This is a genomic window from Pseudomonas sp. Pseusp16, assembly GCF_047324915.1.
GTDB lineage: Bacteria > Pseudomonadota > Gammaproteobacteria > Pseudomonadales > Pseudomonadaceae > Aquipseudomonas > Aquipseudomonas fluorescens_CD.
Genome location: NZ_CP168522.1, coordinates 2,865,712 through 2,888,688 on the forward strand (window position 1 = coordinate 2,865,712; position 22,977 = coordinate 2,888,688).

Below are 22,977 nucleotides of genomic sequence, written 5' to 3' on the forward strand. Positions count from 1 at the left end.
GTGACTCCCGGCTTTGGCCACCCCGGCTGCTAGCCGTTGGACACCTTTTCAACGTAGGCATCCATGAACCAGTCAGGGACCTCGTCAACCTTGAATTCAAGGTCAGTCCCATCCGTAACTTCGGCAAGCAGTACCAGGTCAGCTCCGGAGTTATCGAAGATGTAGGCCCGGTTCGAAGCGGCAATGGCCGCAGGCAGTAAGCTCAGGCAACGGCCGTAGCGCTGGACAATTTTCTCTGTGGGAACTGGGTGCCCACCTGCCGCTACACGGTTCCTGACCCTGTTGATATTGATGTCAGGGTCTTCAGTTGCCACGAAGTAGAGGTACGTGCGATATCCAGACGCTCTTGCCTTGAGCATAAAAGCGATTTTATCGTCGCTGGACATCACCGTTTCAAAGGTGAAAGACAGCTGCTCTTCCAGAAGCTTGTTCCGGATGAAGTCAGAGAGCACCGATGCAAAATAGGAGTTCATCGCGACCGTCTGGAAATTCAGGCCGTTGCTACTAAAGCCTATTTTGGCTACCTCCTCATCGAGCTGGGAGGACTTGACCAGTCGATGTTCCCTAAGAAAAGCGAGGACTTCATCGCCCTCAGCTTCCAATTGAAAATCACTAAACTCCAGACGACCGCTCTCTTTGGCAGCCTTCTCGATTTCATCCGGGTTAATGTAGATACCAATCAGATGGGAAGGGATGGCACTTTTCATCGTGCTCTTGCCGGAGCCATTGGGTCCAGCAAAAACCCTCAACCGGGGAACCGTCATGAGCAGCGGCGCACCTTAATTACGCCACCCAGAGTTACTTTGTGCTTGGGTTTTGCCACCCGAATGACTTTGTGCTTACCATCGGCAGTCGTTTCAACAAGCATGCCGTTCATGACTTCCATCACACTGCGGCCGGCAGCCAGCGCGTTGATATAGGCAGTATTGATGGCGCCTTCAGCCATGACCGGGATCTTATCCTCCAGTCGACTCACCAGATCGTCACTCAACACTCTTTTGGCTTTCATATCGCGCTCCACGTTCTCAGAGCGTGCAGAATCTGCACTTAATCAGAATCTTAGCTACGTAAACCTGTTTGTAACAGGGCGAAAGCTACTTCTGTCAGCCCCCATTCTAGAGGAATGGCGTCTGGAACCATACCTTTCAAGAGATTTTCCCGTTCGATGCATAACCGGCGGCATTTGAGGTAAGTACCGCCCTCAACCAAGGGAGGAAAGTGTGATTCCCTGACAAGTCTTTCAGCCGTTGGACAAAACGTGCAGCTAGAAGCGACGATCATTCTTAAACTGCAATCAGCTGGCCTGTACCGATATCGCCAGGTTGAAGGCGAACGGACGATCAATACGATGCAATCGCCTATGAGCAACAGGGTTACTGTGGCACGCTCCGAAGCCGCTGCTGAATCCTCAACAGGAATGCGGCTTCAAACGCATCTTGGCAATCACCGATAGGAAAGGTCTTGCGTGTTTGAGCCAGCTCCCACCACAGTGGAATCTCACCGGGCGCATCAAGCCAAGCCTGGGCGCATTGCACACCACGTTCGATCATTGGGGCGAATTCGTTGCCCCAAGGTGTCAGAAGACTTGGGCAACCATCCGCCGCAGGAATTGCAATATAGTTTTCGTCCATACACACCCTAGATTTCTGACTTTATTATTAGACGCTGGACCCAGCCTCGAAATCATAACGAAACCAAATGAATGCTTGATAACAGACTTCAGCTTCAAATGGCCTAGATCACACCAATGTAGACTATATCCCGTGGATTGAGAGTCCCTCAAGGCGCAATTTGCGCGCATGACTCAAGACTACGAACAGCTTCGTCTTCATCTGGCGGAAAACATCCGCTTGATGCGGCGCGTGAAAAACCTGACCCAGGAGCAACTGGCGCTCATGGCCGAGGTGGATCGCACCTACGTCAGTCAAATCGAACGATGCACGGGCAATCCGTCGCTGCTGGTCCTGTGCAAGCTCGCCAATATTTTCGAAATTACCGCCGATCAGTTACTTGTGGATTCCGATATCCTGCGCAGCGCCCTTCACGTCAAATAATAGTCTCGCGTCTCACAAATCCGATAGATCCACCTTCATAATTTCCACTGACAGTCTTCACTCCCTAACCGAACCTGCCCAGGCCATACACCGAGAGCCTGGATCATGCCTGTTGCCTGCTCGTCAATCCCGCCCACAAAGCTACGGCCCTTGGCGCTGAGCGTCCTGCTGGCATGCGGCCCAAGCATGGCGCTGGATACCGGTAGCATCACGTCCTCCGTGCTTTCTCCAAACTGTCTCGAATACAGGGTCGTCGGCATTTGTTTCTGGCTCCTCTGCACGCCTGTCGGCTGCAAGGTCAAAACCTCGACCAAGGTTCGTCATTTCATTCCGGAACTCGTGGTCTCGAGCTACGCCACAACCGGCGGCAACCCCTGGATAGAGATGGCCGCCCTCTCCTCTCCTATCAGTGGCGCGGAGGGTGGCGGCAATCTGATCACGCCGAACACCCGCCGCAACAACCTGCCCCGCTTCAAGAACGTCGATGGTATCGGCCACCCGGGTGGCTGGGCCGCCACGCAACTGGCCTCGCAATCCGGCTACGCCTGCGCCAGCGGTGCTACTGCGTTCATGCCCTACTACCTGAGCATCCTAGATTCGCTGGCCTGGCGCCATGGCATTCCGGAAGTTTTCTACCCCGAGTCGCTCATGCCGGGGATCCGTGAAATTGGTAGTCAGACCTCGGGAAACATGTGGGGCAACGTCTATCCCCGCCAAGGCTTTCTGGTACAGCCCGACGATTTCAAGGCGGCCGCAGTCATGGCGCAACGGGCCGGCGATGTGATTACCCGTAACGGGCAGCCGCATGTGTATGTACCGCTCACGCCCGCCAAGCACGACGGCTACTGGCCGCCTGGCCCGATCGTTGAAAACGAAGCTTCGACCCACAAATGGCAATTGCTCTACCCTCAGGTTCAGCCCACGTGCGCCATCTTCCCCAGCGATCCGGTACAGAGCGTGGATGGCGGCTACGCCTGGTCGCTGTGGCGTCCTTACAGCTGCTGCAAACGTGAGGGGCAGACCTTTCTGTTCAGCATCGACTTCGAAGGCCGTGCTTCATGAGTCGGCTTCTCACACGACCATGGTTGGGCGTGACGAGTCTGGTGCTCTGCGGACTGTTGACCATGGCCACGCATGTCCCCGCCGCCGAAGGCGATTACCGCCTGGGCACTCAAAGCGAAGTGCTCGACGACCGGGTGATGTACACCATCGGTGGTGGTTCGGCAGCGGGCTCACCGAGCTCGCTCTACCGACCCAGCGGTCTCGGCGTCGGCAGCTCCTGGCGAGCAAACATGATGTGCGGCAACATGAGCCTCACCAACACCCTGCAAAACCAACTGAATGGCGTCACCGAAGGCTTCCAGCAGATCATGGGCAGCATCGTGCAGAACGCGACCCAAGCCGTGATGTCGCTGCCAGCGTTGATCATCCAGCGCGCCAATCCCGGCCTCTATGAGTTGTTGAGCAACGGCGTCATGCAGGGACGTATCGACTTCGACCGCTCCAAGCTGACCTGTCAAGCCATGGCCGAAAAGATGGCGGACAAGGTCGGTCAAGCCGGCTGGGGCGCGCTAGCCAAGAACCAGGAGATGCAGAGTAATCTGGAGCAAACCGGCGGTGATGCAGTGGCCACGGTGAAAAATACCGAGTCCCATAACGGCAATAATGGGGTGTCCTGGGTTGGCGGTTCGAAGGCTGGTGGGAATGGGCAGACACCCATTCGGGTGACCTCCGACGTAGTGCGCGCGGGCTACAACTTGCTGCATAACCGGACGGTAGATGACAGTACGTCGATTAGTAGCAGTGACTGTTTGGGTGGAGCCATTTGCCAGACATGGGCTTCGCCCCAGGAGGAATCCGAATGGGCCGTTCGCGTGTTGGGCGAGAACGAAGTCGCGACCTGCGACACCTGCGAAACCCTGCGTGCTACCGCTGGCAGCGGATTGACGCCACTGATTCAGGAGGCCTACAGCGAGCGGCTGAAAGCCATACAAGGAATGCTGTCAGGTTCACTGCCGCCTACTCCTGACAACCTGGCTAAGGCCTCCAGCCCGATGCTGCCAGTGACCCGCGGTGTGATTGAAGCGCTACGCGACGATCCCGATCAGGATCTGTTAACGCGACGCCTGGCCAGTGAGACTGCTCTGTCCAGCGTGCTCGACAAGGCACTGCTGCTACTGCGCACGCTGCTGGCGGGTAGTCACGAACCGAACATCGCCTCCGCCGAGCCGGCACAAGCCGCCTTGACGAAAAACATCGACGTCTTGGAGCGCGAAATCCGCCTGTTGCAGGCCGAACTGCAGGTCCGGCAGATACTGGCCACCAACACCGCCAGCCTAGTGCTCGATCGGCATGCCGGTGGTGCCGATGCTTCGCGTACCGTCGAGCAAGGCGACCCCGAGCCCGGTCGACTCAATGATGCTGACGCCAGGCGCAAGTAAGCCATGAAACACTCACTGCTATTCACTTTGCTTTCGAGTCTGGGGATTGCCGCGGTGATGATTTTAACCGCTGCGCTGGTCGCATGGATCGGCCGCACTGCGCTGGGTAGTTTCGAGGTCTGGCAGCAGGCATTCGAATCCGTACGGCCCTATCTGCGGTGGTGGCGTGCCCTGCTCTACGGCGCCCTCTTTGTACTCTGGTGGGATCTGCTTCGGCGCTACCGACATCGACCACAGGATCGACTGCGCGTGAAGCGCATCGGAGCAATAGGGCTCGTGCTCTTTACCTGCGTCGAACTCACCCGATTGTGAGGCCACCACGATGCTCATGAGCACCAACAGCTACCTGGAGTTTTACCTCTCCCTGCTGGCCTGGATCATCAACAACGGCCTTTGGAGCATCCTGTCCGATACCGGGCTATTTGCCGCGCCCTTTGGTGCAATCATTTTGCAAGAATGGTTGTCGGCCCGTCAGCAAGGCGCGGATGAAGGCAACAAGGGTCTGCTATCGGTGCCGCGGATCGAGAACCGGCTGTGGCTGGCCTATATCGTCGTATTGTTCGGCTGCGCGCCCGTCTTTCCGTTGAGCCTCACCTCAATAGCGTTCGATGACGTGGCGAGCCAGCGCTGCGGTGTCAGTGTGGCCAAGCCAGCGGAAACTGCTTGGGGGGCGACCTTCAATACCATCGGCGAACGCTCCGCTAACGTGCCGATCTGGTGGTTTCTGGTGCATACCTTGAGCAAAGGCGTGACTGCGGCAGCTACTGCCTCTATCCCCTGCGCACCGGATATCCGGCAGATGCGCATGGAGATCGACAGTTCGCGCATCGACAGCCAGGTACTGCTGCAGGAAGTCGCCGACTTCACTCGCGACTGCTATGGCTATTCACGTTCTCGGCTATTCACCAACCGTCCGCAGTTGAACAAGGCACAAAGTCACGACGCATCTTGGATCGGCTCAAGCTATTTTCTCGACACGCCCGGCTACTACGATACGGATCATTCACGCACACCGCGAGTCAGCTGGCCGTATGACGAAAGCCGCGATGTTTCCTTACCTCGGCTGGAGAATGGCGCGGGCTACCCCACCTGCAAGCAGTGGTGGAGTGATAGCGGTGTTGGGTTGCGCGAGCGCTTGATCCAGCAGGTCGATCCTTCGTTGCTGACTCAGCTGAAAGGTTGGTTGACTGGTCGTTCGAGCAACGAGATCGAGGATGCCACCCTGCGTGAGCTGGTCAGCCCGCGCCAGCAATCGATGTCCATGCCGCCCGGACAGGTGTACCAGGACTATGGCTCCAGCGCTCGTGGCGGCTCGATCAATCAGGGGCTCAATAACCTGGCCACCAATACTGGGCTAGCCCTTGGCTCCTTCAGCAACTTCCCGGCGATGAATGCGTTACGCGCCGCGCTACCGATGGTGCAGGCTTTCCTTATCATGGGCGTCATCATCAGCTTGCCGCTGATTCTGCTGGTCAGTACCTACCAGTTGAAGACCGTCATGACGGTGACGTTCGCACTGTTCACGCTGCACATGTTGAGCTTCTGGTGGGAGCTGGCCCGCTGGGTCGACTCCAGCATGCTCGATACCCTGTACAACCAGGTGTCGGTTTCCAATCAAGTGCTGTTGTCGCTGCCCACATCCGGCTTCATGGATGGGACGGTCACGGCGCAGGTAATTGAGTATGTGATGGGGGCGATGTTCATCGTGCTGCCGATGCTGTTTCTAGGGGCCATGAGTTGGGCAGGATATTCAGTTGGCAACGGAATTCAAGGCATGTTGGCGAACGGTAGCAAAGCCGCAAGTGATTCAGCGAGCAAAGGTACGGATCAAATATTGGATGCTGCTAAGCGCTCAATTAGATGACTTGCTGTCACCTATATAATGCCCATTGTCGTCAAAGTCACCGATGTAGAGATCAGCACCTAGATAGTCTGGCCCTGGATTTTCCTCTTGATTATCGGAACCAATAAAGCCCCTGAACCATAGCAAAGTGATGACAGCCAGCGTCATCACAATAAAAGTAACCAGCCAAACACTAACAAAGAGCAGCCCCCCAACCAACGCCAACTTGGCAGTCAGGAAGCTCCCGCGAACAAGTAATTTACCTGCGGGCATACCTGCCGTCACCGCACGCTCAGCCACGCGGGACTCAAACGCTATCAACTTGAGATACCCGCGTTTTATCAACATGCCACAGGCATACGCCCAGCGGTGGGCACGTGAATTCTGATCCGATTGCTGAGTCGGCATGGTCTCGCCCTCTTCTGAGCGTTTTCATGGTTGAGACAGGAGTAATAGCCTACTACTGAAAGCAGCCCATGCCTGACCGCTTATCAGTTTGCCCAGCCGAAAAACCCTCACTGGACAACGTAAGACAAACCTCGCAACACAGCTTCTCTGCGGAGGTTACCCCACATAAAACGCTCCACTAAATACAAATACGGATCGCTATTATCGACAACACCCTGCCGTGGGCGACGTCACTGCGTAAGCTGGCTGCCGCTAATACTGCAAACTGTAACACCCCCGTCACCACCCCAATTGCTTGTTAAAACCAAGGGCGTCGTAGTAGTCATGCTGCGTGAGAATCTTGCCGTTCTTGAGATGTATGAAACTAACGCCCTTAAAGCTGAGACGGCGCTGAGTGGCCGGGGTCTCGGTACTCCAGGGGCCGGTATTGGTACCGTTGAATTCCCATTCGAAGGCAATGCTCTCGCCGTTGACAATCGGCTCGCCGAACATTTTCCATTGCAGATCTGGCACTGCCTGCATGAACACTTCAATGACCTGAGTCTTGGCGTTTTCGCGACCAACCTGAGGTGTGCCCACCGAGGCGTCGAGGAACTCAACGTTGTCAGAAAAGTACTCGGACGCGGCATCCGCATTATGGGCATTCCAAGCCTTCATGTAGTCATGGACCACATCAAGGGTCGTGTTTTGTCCAGCCGCAAAACTTGCATGACTGGCCAAAACCAGAAGCAGTCCGAACAGCAGTGAGTGGATTCGAAACATCATAGCCTTCAACCTTGTTGTCAGAAGATGGGGTTGCCTGCCGCGCTCAGCGGCAGGTATTGATGTCAATTAGCGGTTTTTCCAAGCATCCGAAGCTGGGGCCCTGCCCTTTTCATAGGGACGAAACAGGCTCATGTATAGGACTCCGACGAGGATGACGATGGCACCGACAAGTGCGATGCCGTAGTTCACGTACCAGGGCGCATCCGGGGTACGCGGCCAGGACATATTGACGATGGCGAACATGCCGTAGCAGAGGGCAGCGATGTTAACTACCCAACCCCAACGTCCCATGGTGAACTGGCCCTTGGGTCTCCACCCACGGATACGGGCGTACAGCGCACCGCCAACAATCATCTGGAACGCCAGGTAGATACCGATGGCGGCAAAGCTCACCACCAGCGCAATAGCGTTCTGAAGGTAGAAGCCCACACACACAATGATCGCCGGCAGCACCCCACACACCACCAGGGCTGCGGTCGGGACGTGCGTCGTAGGCGAGAGCTTTTTCAGCACATTACTGCCCATGAGCATTTCGTCTCGAGCATAGGCATAGAGCAAACGACTGGCAGATGCCTGCAAACTCAGCACGCAGGAAACGAACGAAACTGTAATCACCGCCATAACGACCCGAGAGCCAACAGGACCGAACGCCGCGCCGAATATCGTGGACATCGGGTCCTTGTCTTGTCCGGAAATAACTGCGGCCATGTCCGGCACTGCCAGGATCAATGCCAAGGCCGCAAAGATCGAGGCGGCGCCGCCGATCCAAATAGTCATCCGCATGGCCTTTGGAACCTGGCGGCTAGGATTTGGGGTTTCCTCGGCTACATCGCCACAGGCTTCAAAGCCGTAGTAGAGGAACATCCCCGCCAACGAGGCTGTAAGGAAGGCTGGCCAATAGGCCCCGTCGATGGAAATGTCAAAAGTGTCGAACAATACGCTCAAGGACTGGTGGCGTTCGAAGATCAGTAGGTATCCACCGATCAACAAAGCCCCGACCAATTCGCAAAGAAAACCAAACATCGCCACCCGAGCTAACAGCTTGGTACCACTGAGATTCAAGACCGTCGCCGTGGCCGTCAGAAATAGCGCGACCAATGTATTAGTCACCGGCGACGACTCGAAACCTAGAAGGTTAGCGATGTAGGGACCAGCACCCAGCGCGACGGCAGCAATGGTGACGCATAGAGAGATGGCATAGATCCACCCGACCATCCACGCCCACTTCTTGCCGACCAGACGACGGGCCCAAGGATAGACGCCACCGGAAATCGGGTATTGAGATACCACTTCGCAAAAAATCAGACACACCAGCATCTGGCCGAACCCCACCAGCAGGTAGGACCAAAACATTGGTGGCCCGCCGGCGGCCAAGCACAGGCCGAACAAGGTGTAGACCCCTACCACCGGGGACAGATAGGTAAACCCAAGGGCAAAGTTTTGCCACAGACTCATACTACGTTCGAAATTCGAGGTGTACCCAAGAGCACGGAGTTGCTCCGCATCCTGGTCCACAGCCACATTAGGACTTATTGAGCTGTTCATTCCAACATCCTTCAAAAAGGAATTTGTTTTAGTAGGCGTTGATCGGACGGCGCAATTCCGCCCGTAGCGCAGTTAACGAGCGTTGCCTCAGAGTTGTATCCAGGTGGCCTTGATCTCGGTGTACTTATCAAAGGCATGCAGGGATTTATCACGGCCATTACCGGACTGTTTAAAGCCGCCGAACGGCGCCATCATGTCACCGCCGTCATAGAGGTTGACCCAAACACTCCCGGCACGAAGTGCGCGGGCCATGTTGTGGGCTCGAGACAGGTCAGCCGTCCAGACGGCTGCTGCCAGTCCATAAGGAGTGTCATTGGCAATGCGTATCGCATCCTCGGCTTCGTCAAATTCGATCACTGACAGTACAGGACCAAAGATCTCTTCCCGGGCGATTTTCATCGAGTTGCTGACATTGTCGAACAGGGTCGGCTCGACATAACTGCCGCCGGTTTCTGCCAGTGCCGCATGTCCACCCAGCAATAGCCGCGCACCTTGTACCTGACCCTCTTGGATGTACTGCAACACCCCTTCCAGATGACGGCCGTCCACCAGTGCACCGACATTAGTATCAGGGTCGAGCGGATGTCCCGGCTTCCAGCCCTTCATGGCCTCGACAACCATTGGTACAAAACGCTCCTTGATTGACGCCTGCACGAGCAAACGTGAACCGGCGGTGCAAACCTCGCCCTGGTTGAAGGCGATGGCTGCCGCTGCAGCTTCGGCCGCCACCTGCAGATCAGGGGCATCGGCAAATACAATGTTGGGACTCTTGCCGCCGGCCTCGAGCCAGACCCGTTTCATGTTTGACTCACCCGCATAAACCAGTAATTGCTTGGCCACTTGGGTAGACCCGGTAAACGCCAAGGTATCAACGTCACCGTGCAAGGCCAACGCCTTGCCCACGGTGTTGCCATAGCCCGGCAGAACATTGAGGACACCCGCTGGCAGACCCGCCTCCAGAGCAAGCTGTGCGATGCGGATAGCGGTCAGCGGAGAACGCTCCGAGGGTTTGAGGATCACCGAGTTACCGGCAGCCAGCGCCGGCCCCAACTTCCAGGACGCCATCATCAGTGGGAAATTCCACGGCACGATAGTAGCGACCACCCCGACCGGCTCCCGGGTAACCAGCCCGAGCTGATCGACCGAGGTTGCTGCCACCTCATCGTAGATCTTGTCGATTGCCTCACCGCACCAGCGGATACTGTCAATGGTCCCCGGGAGGTCGACAGACAGCGAATCGGAAATCGGCTTGCCCATGTCCAATGTTTCCAGCAGAGCTAGCTCTTCGGCATGGGCCTGCAACAATTCGGAAAATCGCACCATCACGGCCTTGCGCATTGCAGGTGCTTGGCGTGACCAAACGCCGGACTCGAACGCCGACCGGGCGCTGGCTACCGCCAAATCGGCATCCGCCGCATCGCAACTCGCGACCAGGGCAAGCACACACCCATCGATAGGACTTATGCACTCGAAGGTTGCACCTGAACTGGCCGACACATATTCGCCATTGATAAAGGCTCGCCCTTCGATGCTCAGCGCCTTGGCTCTGGCTTCCCACTCTGATCGGGTCAACTGACTCATGGTTAAAAGTGCTCCTGGGTTCGGATGGATGCGATCTCAAATCGCCTTAAACCTATGGAACCATATCTTTTAATCCATGAGAACCCCAAAAAAGCGGATTGAAGGTGATTTTTTTGACTTTTTATGCGTTAAAACTCTAGAATCACCACACGAACATGTACAAAAACAACATTAAATATGAAATAGAATTTTAAAAGAAACACACATCCGGACGCGCTTGACGCTACATCGGACTATTGCCACAGGCGTAAAACGGCGCCGCCCATGAATGAATCAACCATGAGCCCTACTTCAAGCCTCATACGCCTTAACCAGGAAGGTAAAACGGAGTCTGTCACCCGTCGCCTGATAGAAATGATCGATCTGGGTTTGTTCACAGAAGGCGAACAGCTCCCCAATGAAAGTGTCCTGGCCACACAACTCGGCGTTGCCACGGTCACACTGCGGGACGCGTTGGCGGTCTTGCGCGAGCGCGGGGTTATCGAAACCCGTCGCGGACGCAGCGGCGGGAGCTTCATCTGCGCCGCGCCGCAAACCTCAGATCAGTCTCTGTTCGATCAACTTCGTGAAATCAGTACGCTTGAACTGCGCGACCTCGCCGATGAACACGCTGCCATTTCAGGCGCGGCCGCCCGACTAGCGGCTCAGCGCGCCGGGCCTGAGCAACATGCAAGACTGAGCAGCTTTGTCGACGCTCTGGCCAACGCTCAAGAGCGGCGAGACCGCCGACGAGCCGACGCCAGATTCCATATCGAAATAGCCGTGGCAGCGCAGTCTGTGCGCCTGACTCACAGCGAAGCGCGCTTGCAGGCGGAACTTGGGGAACTGTTATGGCTGCCGTTTGCCGGTCAACCGGATCCACAGACTATCGAACGGGAACATAGAGCTATCCTGGAAGCTATCGTAGCGAACGACGCCAATCTGGCGGGCGCCCTGGCAGAAGCACATGTAACAAGAGGCGTTCGCCGCCTAAGCACCCTACGACTACAACAAATGGCAGAAGGCGACTTATGAATGGAACGAAACTTGCTGAATTACTCGCTCGCTATGCAGCACGGCGTCGCATACCTCGCCGACTGCAGGCACCGCATTGTCTTCTCTGAGTCATGAGGTAGAGCCATGGCTAACGAAATGTCAGCAAACGAGTTGTCCCAATGTGCCACGTTGATCAACGCTTCCATTAGTAACGTATTCAAGGGGCTCAACGATATGAGCGCCCAAGTATTGAGCATTTGGGAACATCTGTGTTGCAACACAAAGCGCCCCAGCCAAGGCGACCTCAAGCCATTGCTGCCTATTATCCGGAAAATCCTGAACTCGGAGAGCCTCAAGTTTCATGGCGCCGGAGTTGTCTTCGCTCCTGGTGAGCTGGAAGATCGCGAGATGCATCTGGAGTGGTGGTGCCGAACCCAAAAAGAAGAGATCCAGCCTCTGACACTGAATTTTAATAGCCGTAGCGACCGTTTTTACGATTACCTGCACATGCCTTGGTACACCCGCCCCCAGCAAACCCGGCAGCCCTCCATAGACGGCCCATTTGTGGATTTGTACGGCACGGAGCAGTACATCGTTGCCTTCTCGGTTCCTATTTTTTTCGCAGATCGCTTCATTGGTGTAGCGGCTGCCGATATTTCTCTGCACTCCCTGGAACCCTTGCTCGTGCGCAGCCTTATGCGGGTCAGTAACGAGGCGTTGTTACTCAATGCCGAAGGTCGAGTGCTGGCGGCTAACACACCGAGTTGGCTGGCCGGTGATTTGATCCGAGGTACCCTGAGCCTGGACAACGAACAGGGTCGCGTCCTGAGCCTTATTGACACATCGTCATATTGGAGCGTCGTGGAGCGGCCTGTGCCAAGGTGCTGATTAAGACTCCATCTTGGTTTGAAGAACCAAATCTCAACCCATGCGTTTCAGGAAGAATCCCGTCGAATGAAAGCTCCTGCCATGGATGGCTGGTGGTCGCCATGCACTCCGCTACCGAAAGCGCCCCCCATCCAGCCGCCTATCCCGTCAAGCTATTGCACCAGAACCAACTCAACCAACTTGGCAAGGCTGTGCTCGCTCGCCGCGGCACTGGAAGAACACCACCTCTAGAAGGACTGTCATTCGCGTAGCCGCAGGTGGTCGCGCAGCCACTGAGGTTCTTCACGAAGCCCGGGAACGACAGAAACAAGAACTTTGATGCGTCATGCCACACGTTTCCTGCCTGTCGGACCTGTCTAAAACCCGCACCGCGGTCAGATCATTTTTCGAAGAATGGAGCCAGAGGACTGAGCTCAAATCGAGGCCGCTGCGGTGAACATGAATACAGCTTTTGACCTGGAGGTTAGCCAGCATTGCCTGAAAGCACGGTAGGCCTACAACCTTTTCTACGGGGTCATCAAATATGGCCGAGCAGTGATCAATCAGGTGCGAGTCGACGAGACCAATCGACTGCATCACAACAAACCTGCCCTATTAGGTTATCAAGCAAACCCGCTGTTTACTGCTGCACAATCCAGAGAACCTGAAGAAGACGGAACAACAGGTTCATCTAGAGGCATTGTGAGCCGGGTTCATTGGTCAATGCACACCGGTCAATTAAAAGGAATAAATCATGGTCATCAAACGGATGGTGTACGGCTACCGGGACAGCGAACTCTTTTTCATGAAGATCAAGAGCGTCTTTCCCGGTAATCCGTGAAGAATCATTTTTTTACTCACGAAACGAAGGTCGTGGCGCGACCAGCACCCTGCGCCGCGCCGATGACCGATACGACTTTATGACACCAAGTGACGCTATCAGGAGTTGTGCGTGTAGCCCTCCCACTGATGCCACATGCTTTGGTTGACACCCAGGCCAAACCAGCGGTCTGTGTCGTCGAGTGCACGGCTGAAAATATCAACCACGAGCTGTATTTCTTCTTTCGTGGAAATCAACGGCGGGCAGAATGCGATCGAGTCTCCCATCGCCCTTGTGATCATGCCGTACTCCTGCGCACGTCCCGCCAGGTAGCGCCCCAGCTTCCCAACCGTATCCATCGGCTCCTTTGTCCGACGATCCGCAACGAGCTCCACAGCAGCGATCAATCCACAGCCCCTAACCTCCCCTACCAACGGATGATCAGCAAATTGAGCCAGTCCGGCTTGAAGTTGTTCGCCCAACTCGCAGGCATGCTCGACAAGCCGCTCTTCTTGGATGATCTTTATGTTTTCCAGCGCAACTGCAGTCGCAACCGGGTGGCCGCTGCCGGTGAACCCATGGCCCAGAGTACCGAAGGTGTGGCTCTGATCGGCAATCCCCTCGAAGACCTTATCGTTGATCAGGACTGCCGCGATCGGTTGATACGAAGAAGATAATTGCTTGGAAACTACCATGACGTCTGGCTTGATGCCGAAGGTTTCGCAGCCAAACATCTTGCCGGTACGACCGAAGCCGCAAATGACTTCATCCGCGACAACCAACACATCATATTTGCGGCACACCGCCTGAACCTTGTCCCAATATGTGCGCGGAGGCACGATCACGCCGCCCGCCCCCATAAGCGGTTCGCCGTAAAAAGCGGCTACGGTATCAGGGCCCTCTCGGAGGATGACATTTTCCAGTTCAGTTGCCAGGCGATCAGCAAATTGTTCATCGGTCTCGCCAGGCTTGGCATTGCGATAGTGGTGCGGACAAGCGACGTGAAAGAAGCCGGGCAGCGGCACATCAAAGCCACGTTGGTTCGCCTGCAACCCGGTCAGACTGGCGCTGACAGCAGTAATGCCGTGATACGCATTGTGACGGCTGATGAACTTCTTTTTGCCAGGCTTACCAATGGCATTATTGCGATACCAGATCATCTTGACGACGGTGTCGTTGGCTTCAGAGCCTGAGTTAGTAAAGAAGACCTTGCTCATCGGCACCGGGGCGAGTTCGATCAGCTTCTCGGCCAATTCGATACTGGGTGTGTGAGCCTTGTGGCTGAAGAGGTGATAAAAGGGAAGTTTGCGTAGCTGCTGCTCTGCCGCCTTGATCAAGCGCTCATTACTGAACCCCAGCGCCACACTCCAAAGACCTGACATCGCTTCGAGATAACGCTTGCCCTGGTTGTCATAGACGTAAATGCCCTCGCCACGCTCGATGATCAGCGGGCCTACTTCCTGGTGCAGACGCGCATCCGTGTAGGGGTGGAGTTGATGCTGAACATCCTTTTCGGCGAGAGAAAGATACGAGTGATTCATGTTAAGGAACTCCGGGGAATGACGGCCATATGGCGTTGTTGCAGGCTTTGGTGGGTGTTCATTTCCACCCCTCTTGACGCTTGATGAATGTCCGCCGTGATCACACGCCGATACAGAGGTATTTGATTTCCAAATAGTCCTCAATGCCGTACTTGGAGCCTTCACGCCCCAGACCTGAGGCCTTGATGCCACCGAACGGCGCCACTTCGTTGGAGATGGTCCCGGTGTTGACGCCGACAATGCCGTATTCCAGGGCTTCGCCCACACGGAACACCCGGCTCAGGTCGCGGGCATAGAAGTAGGACGCCAAGCCGAATTCGGTGTCGTTGGCCATGGCGATCACATCGGCTTCATCCTTGAAGCGGAACAGCGGTGCCAGCGGACCGAAAGTTTCTTCCTTGGCAACGGCGGCGTTGCGCGGTACATCAACCAGTACGGTCGGTTCGAAGAAGGTCCCGCCCAGGGTATGTGGCTTGCCGCCGGCAACCACGCGAGCGCCTTTGCTGACAGCGTCTTCAATGTGCTCCTGAACCTTGGCCATGGCTTTGGCATCAATCAGGGGGCCGGTGGTGATGCCGTGTTCCAGGCCATTACCAATGTTCAACTTGGCCACGGCCGCGGTGAGTTTTTTGACGAAGGCATCGTAGACACCATCCTGGATATACAGACGATTGGCACAGACGCATGTCTGGCCATTGTTACGGTACTTGGAGACCAGCGCGCCCTCGACGGCGGCGTCCAGGTCGGCGTCATCGAACACGATGAAGGGGGCATTGCCACCCAGTTCCAACGAGACCTTCTTGATATCCTTGGCGCACTCGACCATCAACTGACGGCCGATTTCGGTGGAGCCGGTGAAGGTCAGCTTGCGCACGAGCGGGTTACCGGTCAGCTCGCTGCCGACTTCGCCGGCACTGCCGGTGACCACGCTGAACACACCTTTCGGAATACCGGCGCGCTCGGCCAGCTCCGCCAAGGCCAGGGCCGAGTAAGGCGTTTGCGAGGCCGGCTTGAGGACCATGGTGCATCCGGCGGCCATGGCCGGACCGGCCTTGCGGGTGATCATCGCCGAAGGGAAGTTCCACGGAGTGATGGCGGCGGTAACACCGATCGGCTGCTTGAGCACCATCAGTCGCTTGTCGACCTGGTGACCGGGGATCATGTCGCCATACACGCGCTTGGCCTCTTCGCCGAACCATTCCAGAAAGGAAGCAGCGTAAGCGATTTCGCCACGTGACTCGGTCAGCGGCTTGCCTTGTTCGAGGGTCATCAGGCGGGCCAGGTCTTCCTGGTTGACCATCATCAGATCGAACCACTTACGCAGTTTGTTGGCTCGTTCCTTGGCGGTCAGGGTACGCCAGGCCGGCAGCGCCCTGTCGGCGGCTTCGATGGCTCGACGGGTCTCGGTAGCGCCCATCTTCGGCACGCTGCCGATGATTTCACCGGTGGCCGGGTTGTTGACCTTAAGCGTCTGGCCATTGTCGGCATCTACCCAGGCACCTTCGATATAGGCTTGCTGGCGGAACAGTTTCGGATCGTTGAGTTGCACGCGAAATTCCTCATTAGCGGGTTGCGACGGAGGCCGCCATCGGGGCGGTCCGAGTGGAGTTGGCGGATTTGACAAAACTGACGCCTGTGCTGGCGAGCTGCTCTCGGACCTTATCGACGATGTATGCGCCGATCGGGATCGCGGAGGTCGCTGCGGGCGACGGGGCGTTGCAGACGCTGACGCTACGGGCGGTGTTGACGAACAGGAAGTCGTCGATCAACTTGCCGTCCAGCGAGACCGCCTGGGCGCGCACACCGGCCGGGTAAGTGGTGAGGTCGCTCTTGTTGATGCTCGGGCAGTACTTCTGTACTTCCTTCAGGTAGCCGCCCTTGAACAGTGAGTTTTTCATCTCGATCAGGCCGGGACGCAGGTTCTTCATCAGCACCTTGAGAATGCCCGGGGTGGTCAGGGTTTCGAACATGTCCGACAGCGAGAAATCGGTCTTGAGATAGCCTTCGCGCTTCATTGCCAGCACCGCGTTGGGGCCGACGGTGACGGTGCCGTCGATCATGCGGGTCAGGTGCACACCGAGAAATGGCATGGCCGGATCCGGGATCGGGTAAATCAGATGGTTGACGATCTGATTATGCTGTTTGGGCAGCAGATAATACTCGCCGCGAAACGGGCAGATGATGAAGTTGGGCTTGATCCCGAGCATGCGCACCACGCGGTCAGCCATCAGGCCCGAGCAGGTGATCAGGAAACGCCCGTGGTGCTCCAGAGTGTCAGTGCGCACCACTACTTCATCCGGACGCTCATCGATGGCAACCACTTCGCTGTTGTAGCGGATCTCGCCACCAGCGGCTTCGAATTCCCGCCCCATGGCCGCGGTGACCTCGGCGTAGTTCACGATGCCGCTCGAAGGCACGTAGATACCGCCCAGGCCGACGATATTCGGCTCGCGCTCGCGCAGCTCGGCGGCCGACAGCCATCCACGCCTCAGTCCATTGGCTTCGGTGCGGTCCCACAACGCGCTCATGCGCTGCATTTCCAGCTCGTTGGTGGCCACCAGTAGCTTGCCGCACTCGTCGTAACGGATGCTGTGCTTGTCGCAGAAGGCCTTAGTGGCCTCGTTCCCTTCCAGGCAGAAACGTGCCTTCAGACTGCCGGGGGTGTAGTAAACACCGGCATGGATCACTCCACTGTTGTGGCCGGTCTGGTGCTTGGCCGGGCCGGACTCTTTCTCCAGCAGGAGGATTTTTGCGTCCGGGTAAACCTGGGTCAGTTGCATGGCCGTGGACATGCCCACAATGCCGCCACCGATGATGATGAAGTCGTACGCAGCCATTAGTGCACCCACTTGAGTTACATTTTTGTTGGTAGCACGACGAGGGCCGTACGTCGTGGCCCTGGTCGTTTCAGCGTTTGGCAAACCTTATTGGCCGCGTTGGTACATGGTTTTCTGGTAGCTGATGTAGCCGCGCTGGCGCATCAGTTCACGACGCAGGCCCGGGTGGGCGGTGAAGCGATCACGGCCGTGCAACCAGAACATGTTATTGACCAGCACGAAGCTGCCGACCGGCACCGGTATCGAAACCTTCTTCTGGCTGCCTTCCAAGGATTCGCTCATGGCAGTCAGCCAGATGCCTTCCTCGAAGTCCTTAGGCTGCACAAACTGATCGATGTAGCGCATGGTCGGGCGGCCTTCGGCGTCGTTATCGAACACCGCGTGGAATACGTCTTCACGCACGTTCTTACTCGGTGGCGCAGTGAAGCGCATTTCACGGCGGGCCAGTGGGTGCGTGTAGTAGTGGTTGAGGTCTTCCCAGTCGTCCAGGTGCAGCAGCAGGGTGTTGCCGCCTTCCATGTTCTGCTCGTCGATCTTCATCATCAGCACGTAGTCGGTACGTTCCTGAACGAAGGTGCCGTCGTTGTGCAGTTCCATGACCCGGTGTGGCTGGCGCAGGTAACTGTCGGAATTGTCGGTGTTGACCACTGCGAAGCGCGCGTAGAACTGTCCGCTCATGGCATCGAAGTTGGACCGACCGATCAGGTGTGCGACGGCGGAGGAGAACTTGACCATGTCATCGGCTTGGGTCACGTCATTCAAACCTTCAGGCGTGATCAGCATGCCGCCGGTGGTGCGGTCCAGAATGGTGTTGACCAACACCGGGCGCAAGGTGCCTTCGCACAGCTCGTCAAGGATCTGACCGACCCGGAAACGCAGGAACGACTTGTACTCCAGAGCCTGGACCGGCCATTCAGCCACCGCCTTGACGAATGCGTCGACGGTTTCCTTGGCGAATTTCAGCTCAAGCAGGCGCGGCGACTGGCTGGAAGGGGTAAGGATGAAGCCCTTAGTTTCCGATGGGAGTGGCATCACAAGGTCCTGAATCTGAGTAAAGGCGTTCATGGCAGTTCCTAGGCAGAAGGTAGGGATTAGCCCCTCCAGCATTGATCTGGATCAGGCGCAGAGAAAAATATCGCCATAAATTAATAATGTCTACATTTTTATTGTTGATCGACAAAATCACATTCCGTCTTGCATTTCTCGTATGACAGCTGTTTAGGTATGATTGGACCTTGTCGATATCAGGAGCAGTACCTTTGGATAGCCTCGCCCCCAAGCAGAACTCTGCATTTAGCGGGTATGAGCGGCTCAAACAGGACATCATTCGTGGTGTCTTCAAGCCCGGTGAGAAGCTCCTCATGAGCGGGCTCAAGGAGCGTTATGACCTGGGTGTCGGCCCGCTGCGAGAGGCGCTTTCGCAATTGGTGGCCGAGCATCTGGTAGTGGTGATCAGCCAGAAGGGCTACCGGGTCGCGCCCATGTCGTTGCAGGAAATGCAGGACATCTACGACGCCCGCGCCAACCTCGAGGCGATGATCGTAGGCTTGGCTATCGAGCGCGGTGACGACGCTTGGGAGGCGCAGATCCTGGCCCAGTCCCACACCCTGTCCAAAGTCATGGACGTGAAAACCCGAGAGCAGGTCTTGGATGTCTGGGACGAACGGCACAAGGCCTTCCACACGGCCATCGCCGCCGGTTGTGGCTCAAAACACCTGTTACAGGCGCGCGGTTATTTGTTTGACCAGGCCGAACGTTACCGCCACCTTTGGCTGACCCGGACAGTCTTCTCCGAAGAAGCACTAGCGTTGAAGCGCAAGGAACATGCCGCGTTGGTTGAAGCTATTCTGGCGCGCGATGCGCAACGGGCCAGCACTATGATGCGCACTCACCTGATGACGCCGGTGCCGATCATCGCCGAGATCATGCTGGTGCAAGGAATGGGCAGCGCCGCATAAATTTGAGATTAAACGGGTCGGCCAAAGCGAGCATACCCGCCCTCTCTAGCTGAAGCATTGGCGACGCCTGCAACCCCCTTACTTCGCGCAGCCCTCCACGCAGGCTCCCCTGCGGGACAGCACTGCGTGGCTATCAATGCCGTAGCACAACGCCGCACTGCAACCGCATGGCCAGAGCGCATTGCCTGGATCGTAAGAGATGGTGTTGGCTTTGGTGACGTGCGAACGCAGTTTTTTGAAGGCTCGCCATGTGCTGCACAAAGCATTGCCAGTTGGGCAGCGGTATTCCTCAGCCTCTTCATTCCAGTGGAAGTTATTGCTCGAGAGACTGCCGTTGTTGCGCTCCGTTTTGTCCCACACCAGTACATGCTGCTCGACGCTTTTTTCCATCGACGCCGTACCATAGGTGGTGTCGCCGACGAGCTGCTCTGGCTTAATATCGAATGGCTCTTCGACACGCTCAACCATGGTATTGGTACTTTCGACTCAGCCGTTCGATGAGCCGGTGTGGGTTCCACATCCACGATGACACTGTGCTCGGTATCGATCAGGTAGTTCGTAGAGTAGGCGAAAATACTGGGCCGTCCGGAGTGGCGGTCCCGCGGGCTTGAGGATCTGTCCGCGATAGGCGCTTCGGTAGCATTTCGGTCAGGGCCTCCTCATCCAGTGCCTCAAGGTACTCATGCACAGCCCGGGAGCTCAGGGCCGGATCGCTCCAGTTGATCTGTTCATCTCCCGGTACACCGCGCTGCCGACTCGCATCCGCTTTGATGATGCTGGCATCCACGGCAGATCCTTCGCTTTTGGCCTGCGCCCATCTAGCGACGCAGCACTTCATTGGATAACAGCGAAACAGATTGCTGCCCCGAAAACAGCCGTGTCGATTTTTGGAAAAAAGTAGAGTGATTGGGTACTTCATTTCAAGGTTCAACCAGCAAAACCAGCGATACGTCAGATTCAAATGGTCCCCCGTAGTGACCTACTCCTGTTCAGGTCAAAAGCAATTTCACACTTGACCGTCTATCAGTTCACTCGCCTGGAAAATCCACTCTGGAAACGAGTAGACAACTTTCGTGAGATAGCTCCTCTGAAGTGGTTGATCCGCATAACCCCCTAAGCTAAATATGAGTACGGATCGCTGTTATCGACAGCACCTGCCCAGGTAGCCAGAGCCTTCAAGGCTACGTCACTTCCGTGGTGGTTCTCCCCAAGTGCGATTAGCGTTCGGTGGCTCGCACGGTGACCGTTTCTACGGTGATGAACGCCTACTGCTCTCCAGAGCGCCTTTCGAGCGCTGCTCGCCAAGCAAACCTTCTTGTTTTTCTTCAACCCACTGCCGGGAAATTCTTTCCCGCACGGGACAGGTTTCTTCGCGTTTTCAACGGAGGTACACCATGTCCGACTCACTTACACCGGATGCACTGAACACTCTTCGGCTGCCCATTGTGTTCACGCCTGGAGCTTGGCAACACGCAGTACTGTTCGAGCGCTCCGTTCATCCTGAGAAGCTGCAGGTCGATCGGCTGAGCAACATATTGCGCGCAGCCTTCGAGGCTCACCTGGCCTATCCACACGAGCCCTATGTGGTGTTCGAGGTAGCCCACATCGCATCAACGGGGCATCCCGACCATGATCTGTTGCTGCAGCTGAGCCTCCGCCTGCTCCTCGAGCCAGAGCAGCCTGACGCCTTGCTAATCGCTCTCGTGGGAGAGCATCAGCGCTAAACGCCTACGGCCGTACTCGGCCCCCAGATCCACACTTAGATGGCATGCAAGTCCTGCATCAATCCACCCATCACCCAACCGGGGAACCCTCCCCGACGGGCAAGGCGTTCCTCCGTCTTCTCTCGAGGAAAATGCCATGCGCGATATCTACCAAGACGTGACTGATAAGATCGTTACTGCGTTAGACCAAGGCGTTGCCCCCTGGATCAAACCCTGCTCCTCAAGTGGCTCAGCTGACGTCGGTCATCATCACCCCTACCCCATCAACGCCATCACGCGGCGTCCCTACTCGGGTATCAATTTACCGTTGCTCTGGGCCGAGGCCAGATTGCAGGGATTCACTCAAGATCGTTGGCTGACCTTCAATCAAGCCAAAAAGGCCGGTGGGCACATCCGTAAGGGTGAGCACAGTACTCTGGCTGTGCTCTACAAGCCGATGGAGCGCGAGGAACAGACCGAGTCAGGCCAACCCGTACTCGATGAAAACGGTCAGCCCAAGGTCGCTCACTTCGGTATTCTCAGGACGCATTTCCTGTTCAACATCGAGCAAACAGAGGGACTCGAAATGCTCAATGAAACCCTGCTCGAGACGGAACAGAGTGATCCCTTCCAGCCCAACAGCGCCGCGGAAAATCTGCTGTTAAGTTCAGGTGCACACATCGTTCATCGATCTGCAGACGAAGCCTTTTACCACCCGATCAGGGATCTCATCCAACTGCCGACAAAAGCGCAATTCCACGATGAAGGTGGGTACTACGCCACCGCACTTCACGAGCTGATCCACTGGACCGGGCATCACTCTCGGTTGCAGCGCGAAGGCGTGACGTCATCCTGTCCGTTCGGCTCGCCAGGCTACGCATTTGAGGAGTTGATCGCCGAAATGGGCGCTGCGTTTTTATGTGCCTACACCGGTATACAGGGAGAACTTAGGCACGAGGGCTACATTGACTCCTGGCTCGGCCTGCTCAAGGCTGACAAACGCGCGATCTTCCGCACCAGTGGCCAGGCCCGAAGCGCCTCGGAGTATGTACTCAACCTGGAGCAGCAACTAAAGCAAGCGGTCGTGGATGACTCACTATGCATGAACGATGGAGCTTGATCGTTACCTCACCGCTGCAAACGCTTCACAGGGCCCAACGCGAGTTGAGCCCTTTTTTCTGCGCGCAGAAAATTCCCATGCCGCAGGACCCTGACGTAAAAAATAAGAGAGGCGGCGCACACACGCAGCATGCCGTTACGTATCCAGGTTCTGCGCCAGAAAATCCACCAGCTCGAGCGGGCTTCGGCTGTCGATCACTTTGTAGATCAGATCGCGTTTACTGCGCGGCAACTGCTCTTCGCCGAGGCCCTGACGGCTTCGTCGGTCCCATGGATACGTGCTGCGAGCAGCAACACGAGCGTGGCGTCAGTGAGGTTCATAGCAAGACCCAAAAAATATGCACCGCAGTGTACCGACTCCTTTCTTTGCAGTACCAGCCCCCCAACAAAACGATGTCGAGCAGTATCCATATTCCGATTGCGGTACAAAGGGACACGAGCCAAAAGGGTGAGTAAGGGTTGGAAGGGAATGGGGACTCAAGGGTAAGAGCTCTATCCGAAAAGGCTAATAGGCCACTGA

At 56.4% G+C, this 22,977-nt stretch carries 21 protein-coding genes and 2 pseudogenes; 10 read left to right on the plus strand and 13 right to left on the minus strand.

Annotated elements, in window-relative coordinates; all coding sequences use genetic code 11:
* Positions 1-29 precede the first annotated feature (29 nt).
* The 3 genes from ACEN8Q_RS12845 to ACEN8Q_RS12855 all read right to left on the minus strand — a co-directional run bounded on the left by ACEN8Q_RS12845 (position 30) and on the right by ACEN8Q_RS12855 (position 1,631).
* Positions 30-764, minus strand: a complete 735-nt coding sequence (locus ACEN8Q_RS12845; RefSeq protein ID WP_222585612.1) for a zeta toxin family protein — start codon at positions 762-764, stop codon at positions 30-32.
* Positions 761-1,009: a hypothetical protein gene (locus tag ACEN8Q_RS12850; protein ID WP_020300912.1), complete on the minus strand. Its 249-nt coding sequence runs from the start codon at positions 1,007-1,009 to the stop codon at positions 761-763. The genes ACEN8Q_RS12845 and ACEN8Q_RS12850 overlap by 4 nt, the downstream gene beginning before the upstream one ends.
* 364 nt (positions 1,010-1,373) lie before the next feature.
* On the minus strand, positions 1,374-1,631 hold the full coding sequence (locus tag ACEN8Q_RS12855; RefSeq protein WP_222585611.1) for a LasR-specific antiactivator QslA: 258 nt from the start codon (positions 1,629-1,631) through the stop codon (positions 1,374-1,376).
* Between the two features lie 168 nt (positions 1,632-1,799).
* On the opposite strand from ACEN8Q_RS12855, the gene ACEN8Q_RS12860 reads away from it, so the two are divergent.
* The 5 genes from ACEN8Q_RS12860 (at position 1,800) to ACEN8Q_RS12880 (ending at position 6,359) form a co-directional block, all read left to right on the plus strand.
* Positions 1,800-2,054 carry a helix-turn-helix domain-containing protein gene (locus tag ACEN8Q_RS12860; protein ID WP_222585610.1) on the plus strand — a complete coding sequence of 85 codons (255 nt, stop codon included), beginning with the start codon at positions 1,800-1,802 and terminating at the stop codon, positions 2,052-2,054.
* 105 nt (positions 2,055-2,159) lie between these two features.
* Positions 2,160-3,116, plus strand: a complete 957-nt coding sequence (locus tag ACEN8Q_RS12865) for a TIGR03756 family integrating conjugative element protein (RefSeq protein ID WP_222585609.1) — start codon at positions 2,160-2,162, stop codon at positions 3,114-3,116.
* Positions 3,113-4,495: an integrating conjugative element protein gene (locus tag ACEN8Q_RS12870; RefSeq protein WP_222585608.1), complete on the plus strand. Its 1,383-nt coding sequence runs from the start codon at positions 3,113-3,115 to the stop codon at positions 4,493-4,495. The genes ACEN8Q_RS12865 and ACEN8Q_RS12870 overlap by 4 nt, the downstream gene beginning before the upstream one ends.
* 3 nt (positions 4,496-4,498) lie before the next feature.
* Positions 4,499-4,807, plus strand: coding sequence for a hypothetical protein (locus ACEN8Q_RS12875; RefSeq protein WP_222585607.1), 309 nt, complete (start codon positions 4,499-4,501; stop codon positions 4,805-4,807).
* Between the two features lie 10 nt (positions 4,808-4,817).
* Positions 4,818-6,359: a conjugal transfer protein TraG N-terminal domain-containing protein gene (locus ACEN8Q_RS12880; RefSeq protein ID WP_222585606.1), complete on the plus strand. Its 1,542-nt coding sequence runs from the start codon at positions 4,818-4,820 to the stop codon at positions 6,357-6,359.
* Here ACEN8Q_RS12880 and ACEN8Q_RS12885 read toward each other — a convergent pair.
* The 4 genes from ACEN8Q_RS12885 to ACEN8Q_RS12900 all read right to left on the minus strand — a co-directional run bounded on the left by ACEN8Q_RS12885 (position 6,348) and on the right by ACEN8Q_RS12900 (position 10,637).
* Positions 6,348-6,746, minus strand: coding sequence for a DUF3742 family protein (locus tag ACEN8Q_RS12885; protein ID WP_222585605.1), 399 nt, complete (start codon positions 6,744-6,746; stop codon positions 6,348-6,350). The two genes, ACEN8Q_RS12880 and ACEN8Q_RS12885, sit on opposite strands and share 12 nt — an antisense overlap.
* 279 nt (positions 6,747-7,025) lie before the next feature.
* Entirely contained in the window at positions 7,026-7,511 is a 486-nt protein-coding gene (locus ACEN8Q_RS12890) for an ester cyclase (RefSeq protein WP_261398000.1), read from the minus strand.
* Between the two features lie 66 nt (positions 7,512-7,577).
* Positions 7,578-9,056: an APC family permease gene (locus ACEN8Q_RS12895; protein WP_222585604.1), complete on the minus strand. Its 1,479-nt coding sequence runs from the start codon at positions 9,054-9,056 to the stop codon at positions 7,578-7,580.
* 87 nt (positions 9,057-9,143) lie between these two features.
* On the minus strand, positions 9,144-10,637 hold the full coding sequence (locus tag ACEN8Q_RS12900) for an aldehyde dehydrogenase (RefSeq protein ID WP_222585603.1): 1,494 nt from the start codon (positions 10,635-10,637) through the stop codon (positions 9,144-9,146).
* 279 nt (positions 10,638-10,916) lie between these two features.
* Here ACEN8Q_RS12900 and ACEN8Q_RS12905 point away from each other — a divergent pair, with 279 nt between their 5' ends.
* Both ACEN8Q_RS12905 and ACEN8Q_RS12910 read left to right on the plus strand, forming a co-directional pair.
* Positions 10,917-11,651, plus strand: a complete 735-nt coding sequence (locus tag ACEN8Q_RS12905) for a FadR/GntR family transcriptional regulator (RefSeq protein ID WP_222590372.1) — start codon at positions 10,917-10,919, stop codon at positions 11,649-11,651.
* 105 nt (positions 11,652-11,756) lie between these two features.
* A complete protein-coding gene (locus tag ACEN8Q_RS12910; RefSeq protein WP_222585602.1) occupies positions 11,757-12,500 on the plus strand; it encodes a cache domain-containing protein in 744 nt (247 codons plus the stop codon).
* 918 nt (positions 12,501-13,418) lie between these two features.
* Here the strand turns inward: ACEN8Q_RS12910 and ACEN8Q_RS12915 are convergent.
* From ACEN8Q_RS12915 to glaH, 4 genes are all read right to left on the minus strand, one after another.
* On the minus strand, positions 13,419-14,840 hold the full coding sequence (locus tag ACEN8Q_RS12915; RefSeq protein ID WP_222585601.1) for an aspartate aminotransferase family protein: 1,422 nt from the start codon (positions 14,838-14,840) through the stop codon (positions 13,419-13,421).
* A gap of 100 nt (positions 14,841-14,940) precedes the next feature.
* Entirely contained in the window at positions 14,941-16,389 is a 1,449-nt protein-coding gene (gene gabD, locus ACEN8Q_RS12920) for an NADP-dependent succinate-semialdehyde dehydrogenase (RefSeq protein ID WP_222585600.1), read from the minus strand.
* A 13-nt stretch (positions 16,390-16,402) separates the two neighbouring features.
* Positions 16,403-17,677, minus strand: coding sequence for an L-2-hydroxyglutarate oxidase (lhgO, locus tag ACEN8Q_RS12925; protein WP_222585599.1), 1,275 nt, complete (start codon positions 17,675-17,677; stop codon positions 16,403-16,405).
* An 87-nt stretch (positions 17,678-17,764) separates the two neighbouring features.
* Positions 17,765-18,742 carry a glutarate dioxygenase GlaH gene (gene glaH / locus ACEN8Q_RS12930; protein ID WP_222585598.1) on the minus strand — a complete coding sequence of 326 codons (978 nt, stop codon included), beginning with the start codon at positions 18,740-18,742 and terminating at the stop codon, positions 17,765-17,767.
* A gap of 194 nt (positions 18,743-18,936) precedes the next feature.
* On the opposite strand from glaH, the gene csiR reads away from it, so the two are divergent.
* Positions 18,937-19,635 (plus strand): DNA-binding transcriptional regulator CsiR, encoded by a 699-nt coding sequence (gene csiR / locus ACEN8Q_RS12935; RefSeq protein WP_222585597.1) that lies wholly within the window; start codon positions 18,937-18,939, stop codon positions 19,633-19,635.
* Positions 19,636-19,827: 192 nt separating this feature from the next.
* On the opposite strand, the pseudogene ACEN8Q_RS12940 reads toward csiR, so the two are convergent.
* Positions 19,828-20,599: pseudogene (locus ACEN8Q_RS12940) on the minus strand (IS5/IS1182 family transposase); the annotation flags it as partial.
* A gap of 430 nt (positions 20,600-21,029) precedes the next feature.
* Here ACEN8Q_RS12940 and ACEN8Q_RS12945 point away from each other — a divergent pair.
* The gene (locus tag ACEN8Q_RS12945; RefSeq protein ID WP_222585596.1) at positions 21,030-21,359 is read left to right on the plus strand and encodes a hypothetical protein; all 330 of its coding nucleotides are present in this window, start codon (positions 21,030-21,032) and stop codon (positions 21,357-21,359) included.
* 136 nt (positions 21,360-21,495) lie between these two features.
* Positions 21,496-22,458, plus strand: coding sequence for an ArdC family protein (locus ACEN8Q_RS12950; RefSeq protein ID WP_222585595.1), 963 nt, complete (start codon positions 21,496-21,498; stop codon positions 22,456-22,458).
* 135 nt (positions 22,459-22,593) lie between these two features.
* On the opposite strand, the pseudogene ACEN8Q_RS12955 reads toward ACEN8Q_RS12950, so the two are convergent.
* Positions 22,594-22,778: pseudogene (locus ACEN8Q_RS12955) on the minus strand (hypothetical protein).
* Positions 22,779-22,977: the final 199 nt, after the last annotated feature.

Bases quoted from the DNA above. Each gene is read 5' to 3' on its own strand.
- ACEN8Q_RS12845 (WP_222585612.1), bottom strand. From the start codon at position 764: ATGACGGTTCCCCGGTTGAGGGTTTTTGCTGGACCCAATGGCTCCGGC.
- ACEN8Q_RS12850 (WP_020300912.1), bottom strand. From the start codon at position 1,009: ATGAAAGCCAAAAGAGTGTTGAGTGACGATCTGGTGAGTCGACTGGAG.
- ACEN8Q_RS12855 (WP_222585611.1), bottom strand. From the start codon at position 1,631: ATGGACGAAAACTATATTGCAATTCCTGCGGCGGATGGTTGCCCAAGT.
- ACEN8Q_RS12860 (WP_222585610.1), top strand. From the start codon at position 1,800: ATGACTCAAGACTACGAACAGCTTCGTCTTCATCTGGCGGAAAACATC.
- ACEN8Q_RS12865 (WP_222585609.1), top strand. From the start codon at position 2,160: ATGCCTGTTGCCTGCTCGTCAATCCCGCCCACAAAGCTACGGCCCTTG.
- ACEN8Q_RS12870 (WP_222585608.1), top strand. From the start codon at position 3,113: ATGAGTCGGCTTCTCACACGACCATGGTTGGGCGTGACGAGTCTGGTG.
- ACEN8Q_RS12875 (WP_222585607.1), top strand. From the start codon at position 4,499: ATGAAACACTCACTGCTATTCACTTTGCTTTCGAGTCTGGGGATTGCC.
- ACEN8Q_RS12880 (WP_222585606.1), top strand. From the start codon at position 4,818: ATGCTCATGAGCACCAACAGCTACCTGGAGTTTTACCTCTCCCTGCTG.
- ACEN8Q_RS12885 (WP_222585605.1), bottom strand. From the start codon at position 6,746: ATGCCGACTCAGCAATCGGATCAGAATTCACGTGCCCACCGCTGGGCG.
- ACEN8Q_RS12890 (WP_261398000.1), bottom strand. From the start codon at position 7,511: ATGATGTTTCGAATCCACTCACTGCTGTTCGGACTGCTTCTGGTTTTG.
- ACEN8Q_RS12895 (WP_222585604.1), bottom strand. From the start codon at position 9,056: ATGAACAGCTCAATAAGTCCTAATGTGGCTGTGGACCAGGATGCGGAG.
- ACEN8Q_RS12900 (WP_222585603.1), bottom strand. From the start codon at position 10,637: ATGAGTCAGTTGACCCGATCAGAGTGGGAAGCCAGAGCCAAGGCGCTG.
- ACEN8Q_RS12905 (WP_222590372.1), top strand. From the start codon at position 10,917: ATGAGCCCTACTTCAAGCCTCATACGCCTTAACCAGGAAGGTAAAACG.
- ACEN8Q_RS12910 (WP_222585602.1), top strand. From the start codon at position 11,757: ATGGCTAACGAAATGTCAGCAAACGAGTTGTCCCAATGTGCCACGTTG.
- ACEN8Q_RS12915 (WP_222585601.1), bottom strand. From the start codon at position 14,840: ATGAATCACTCGTATCTTTCTCTCGCCGAAAAGGATGTTCAGCATCAA.
- lhgO (WP_222585599.1), bottom strand. From the start codon at position 17,677: ATGGCTGCGTACGACTTCATCATCATCGGTGGCGGCATTGTGGGCATG.
- glaH (WP_222585598.1), bottom strand. From the start codon at position 18,742: ATGAACGCCTTTACTCAGATTCAGGACCTTGTGATGCCACTCCCATCG.
- ACEN8Q_RS12945 (WP_222585596.1), top strand. From the start codon at position 21,030: ATGTCCGACTCACTTACACCGGATGCACTGAACACTCTTCGGCTGCCC.
- ACEN8Q_RS12950 (WP_222585595.1), top strand. From the start codon at position 21,496: ATGCGCGATATCTACCAAGACGTGACTGATAAGATCGTTACTGCGTTA.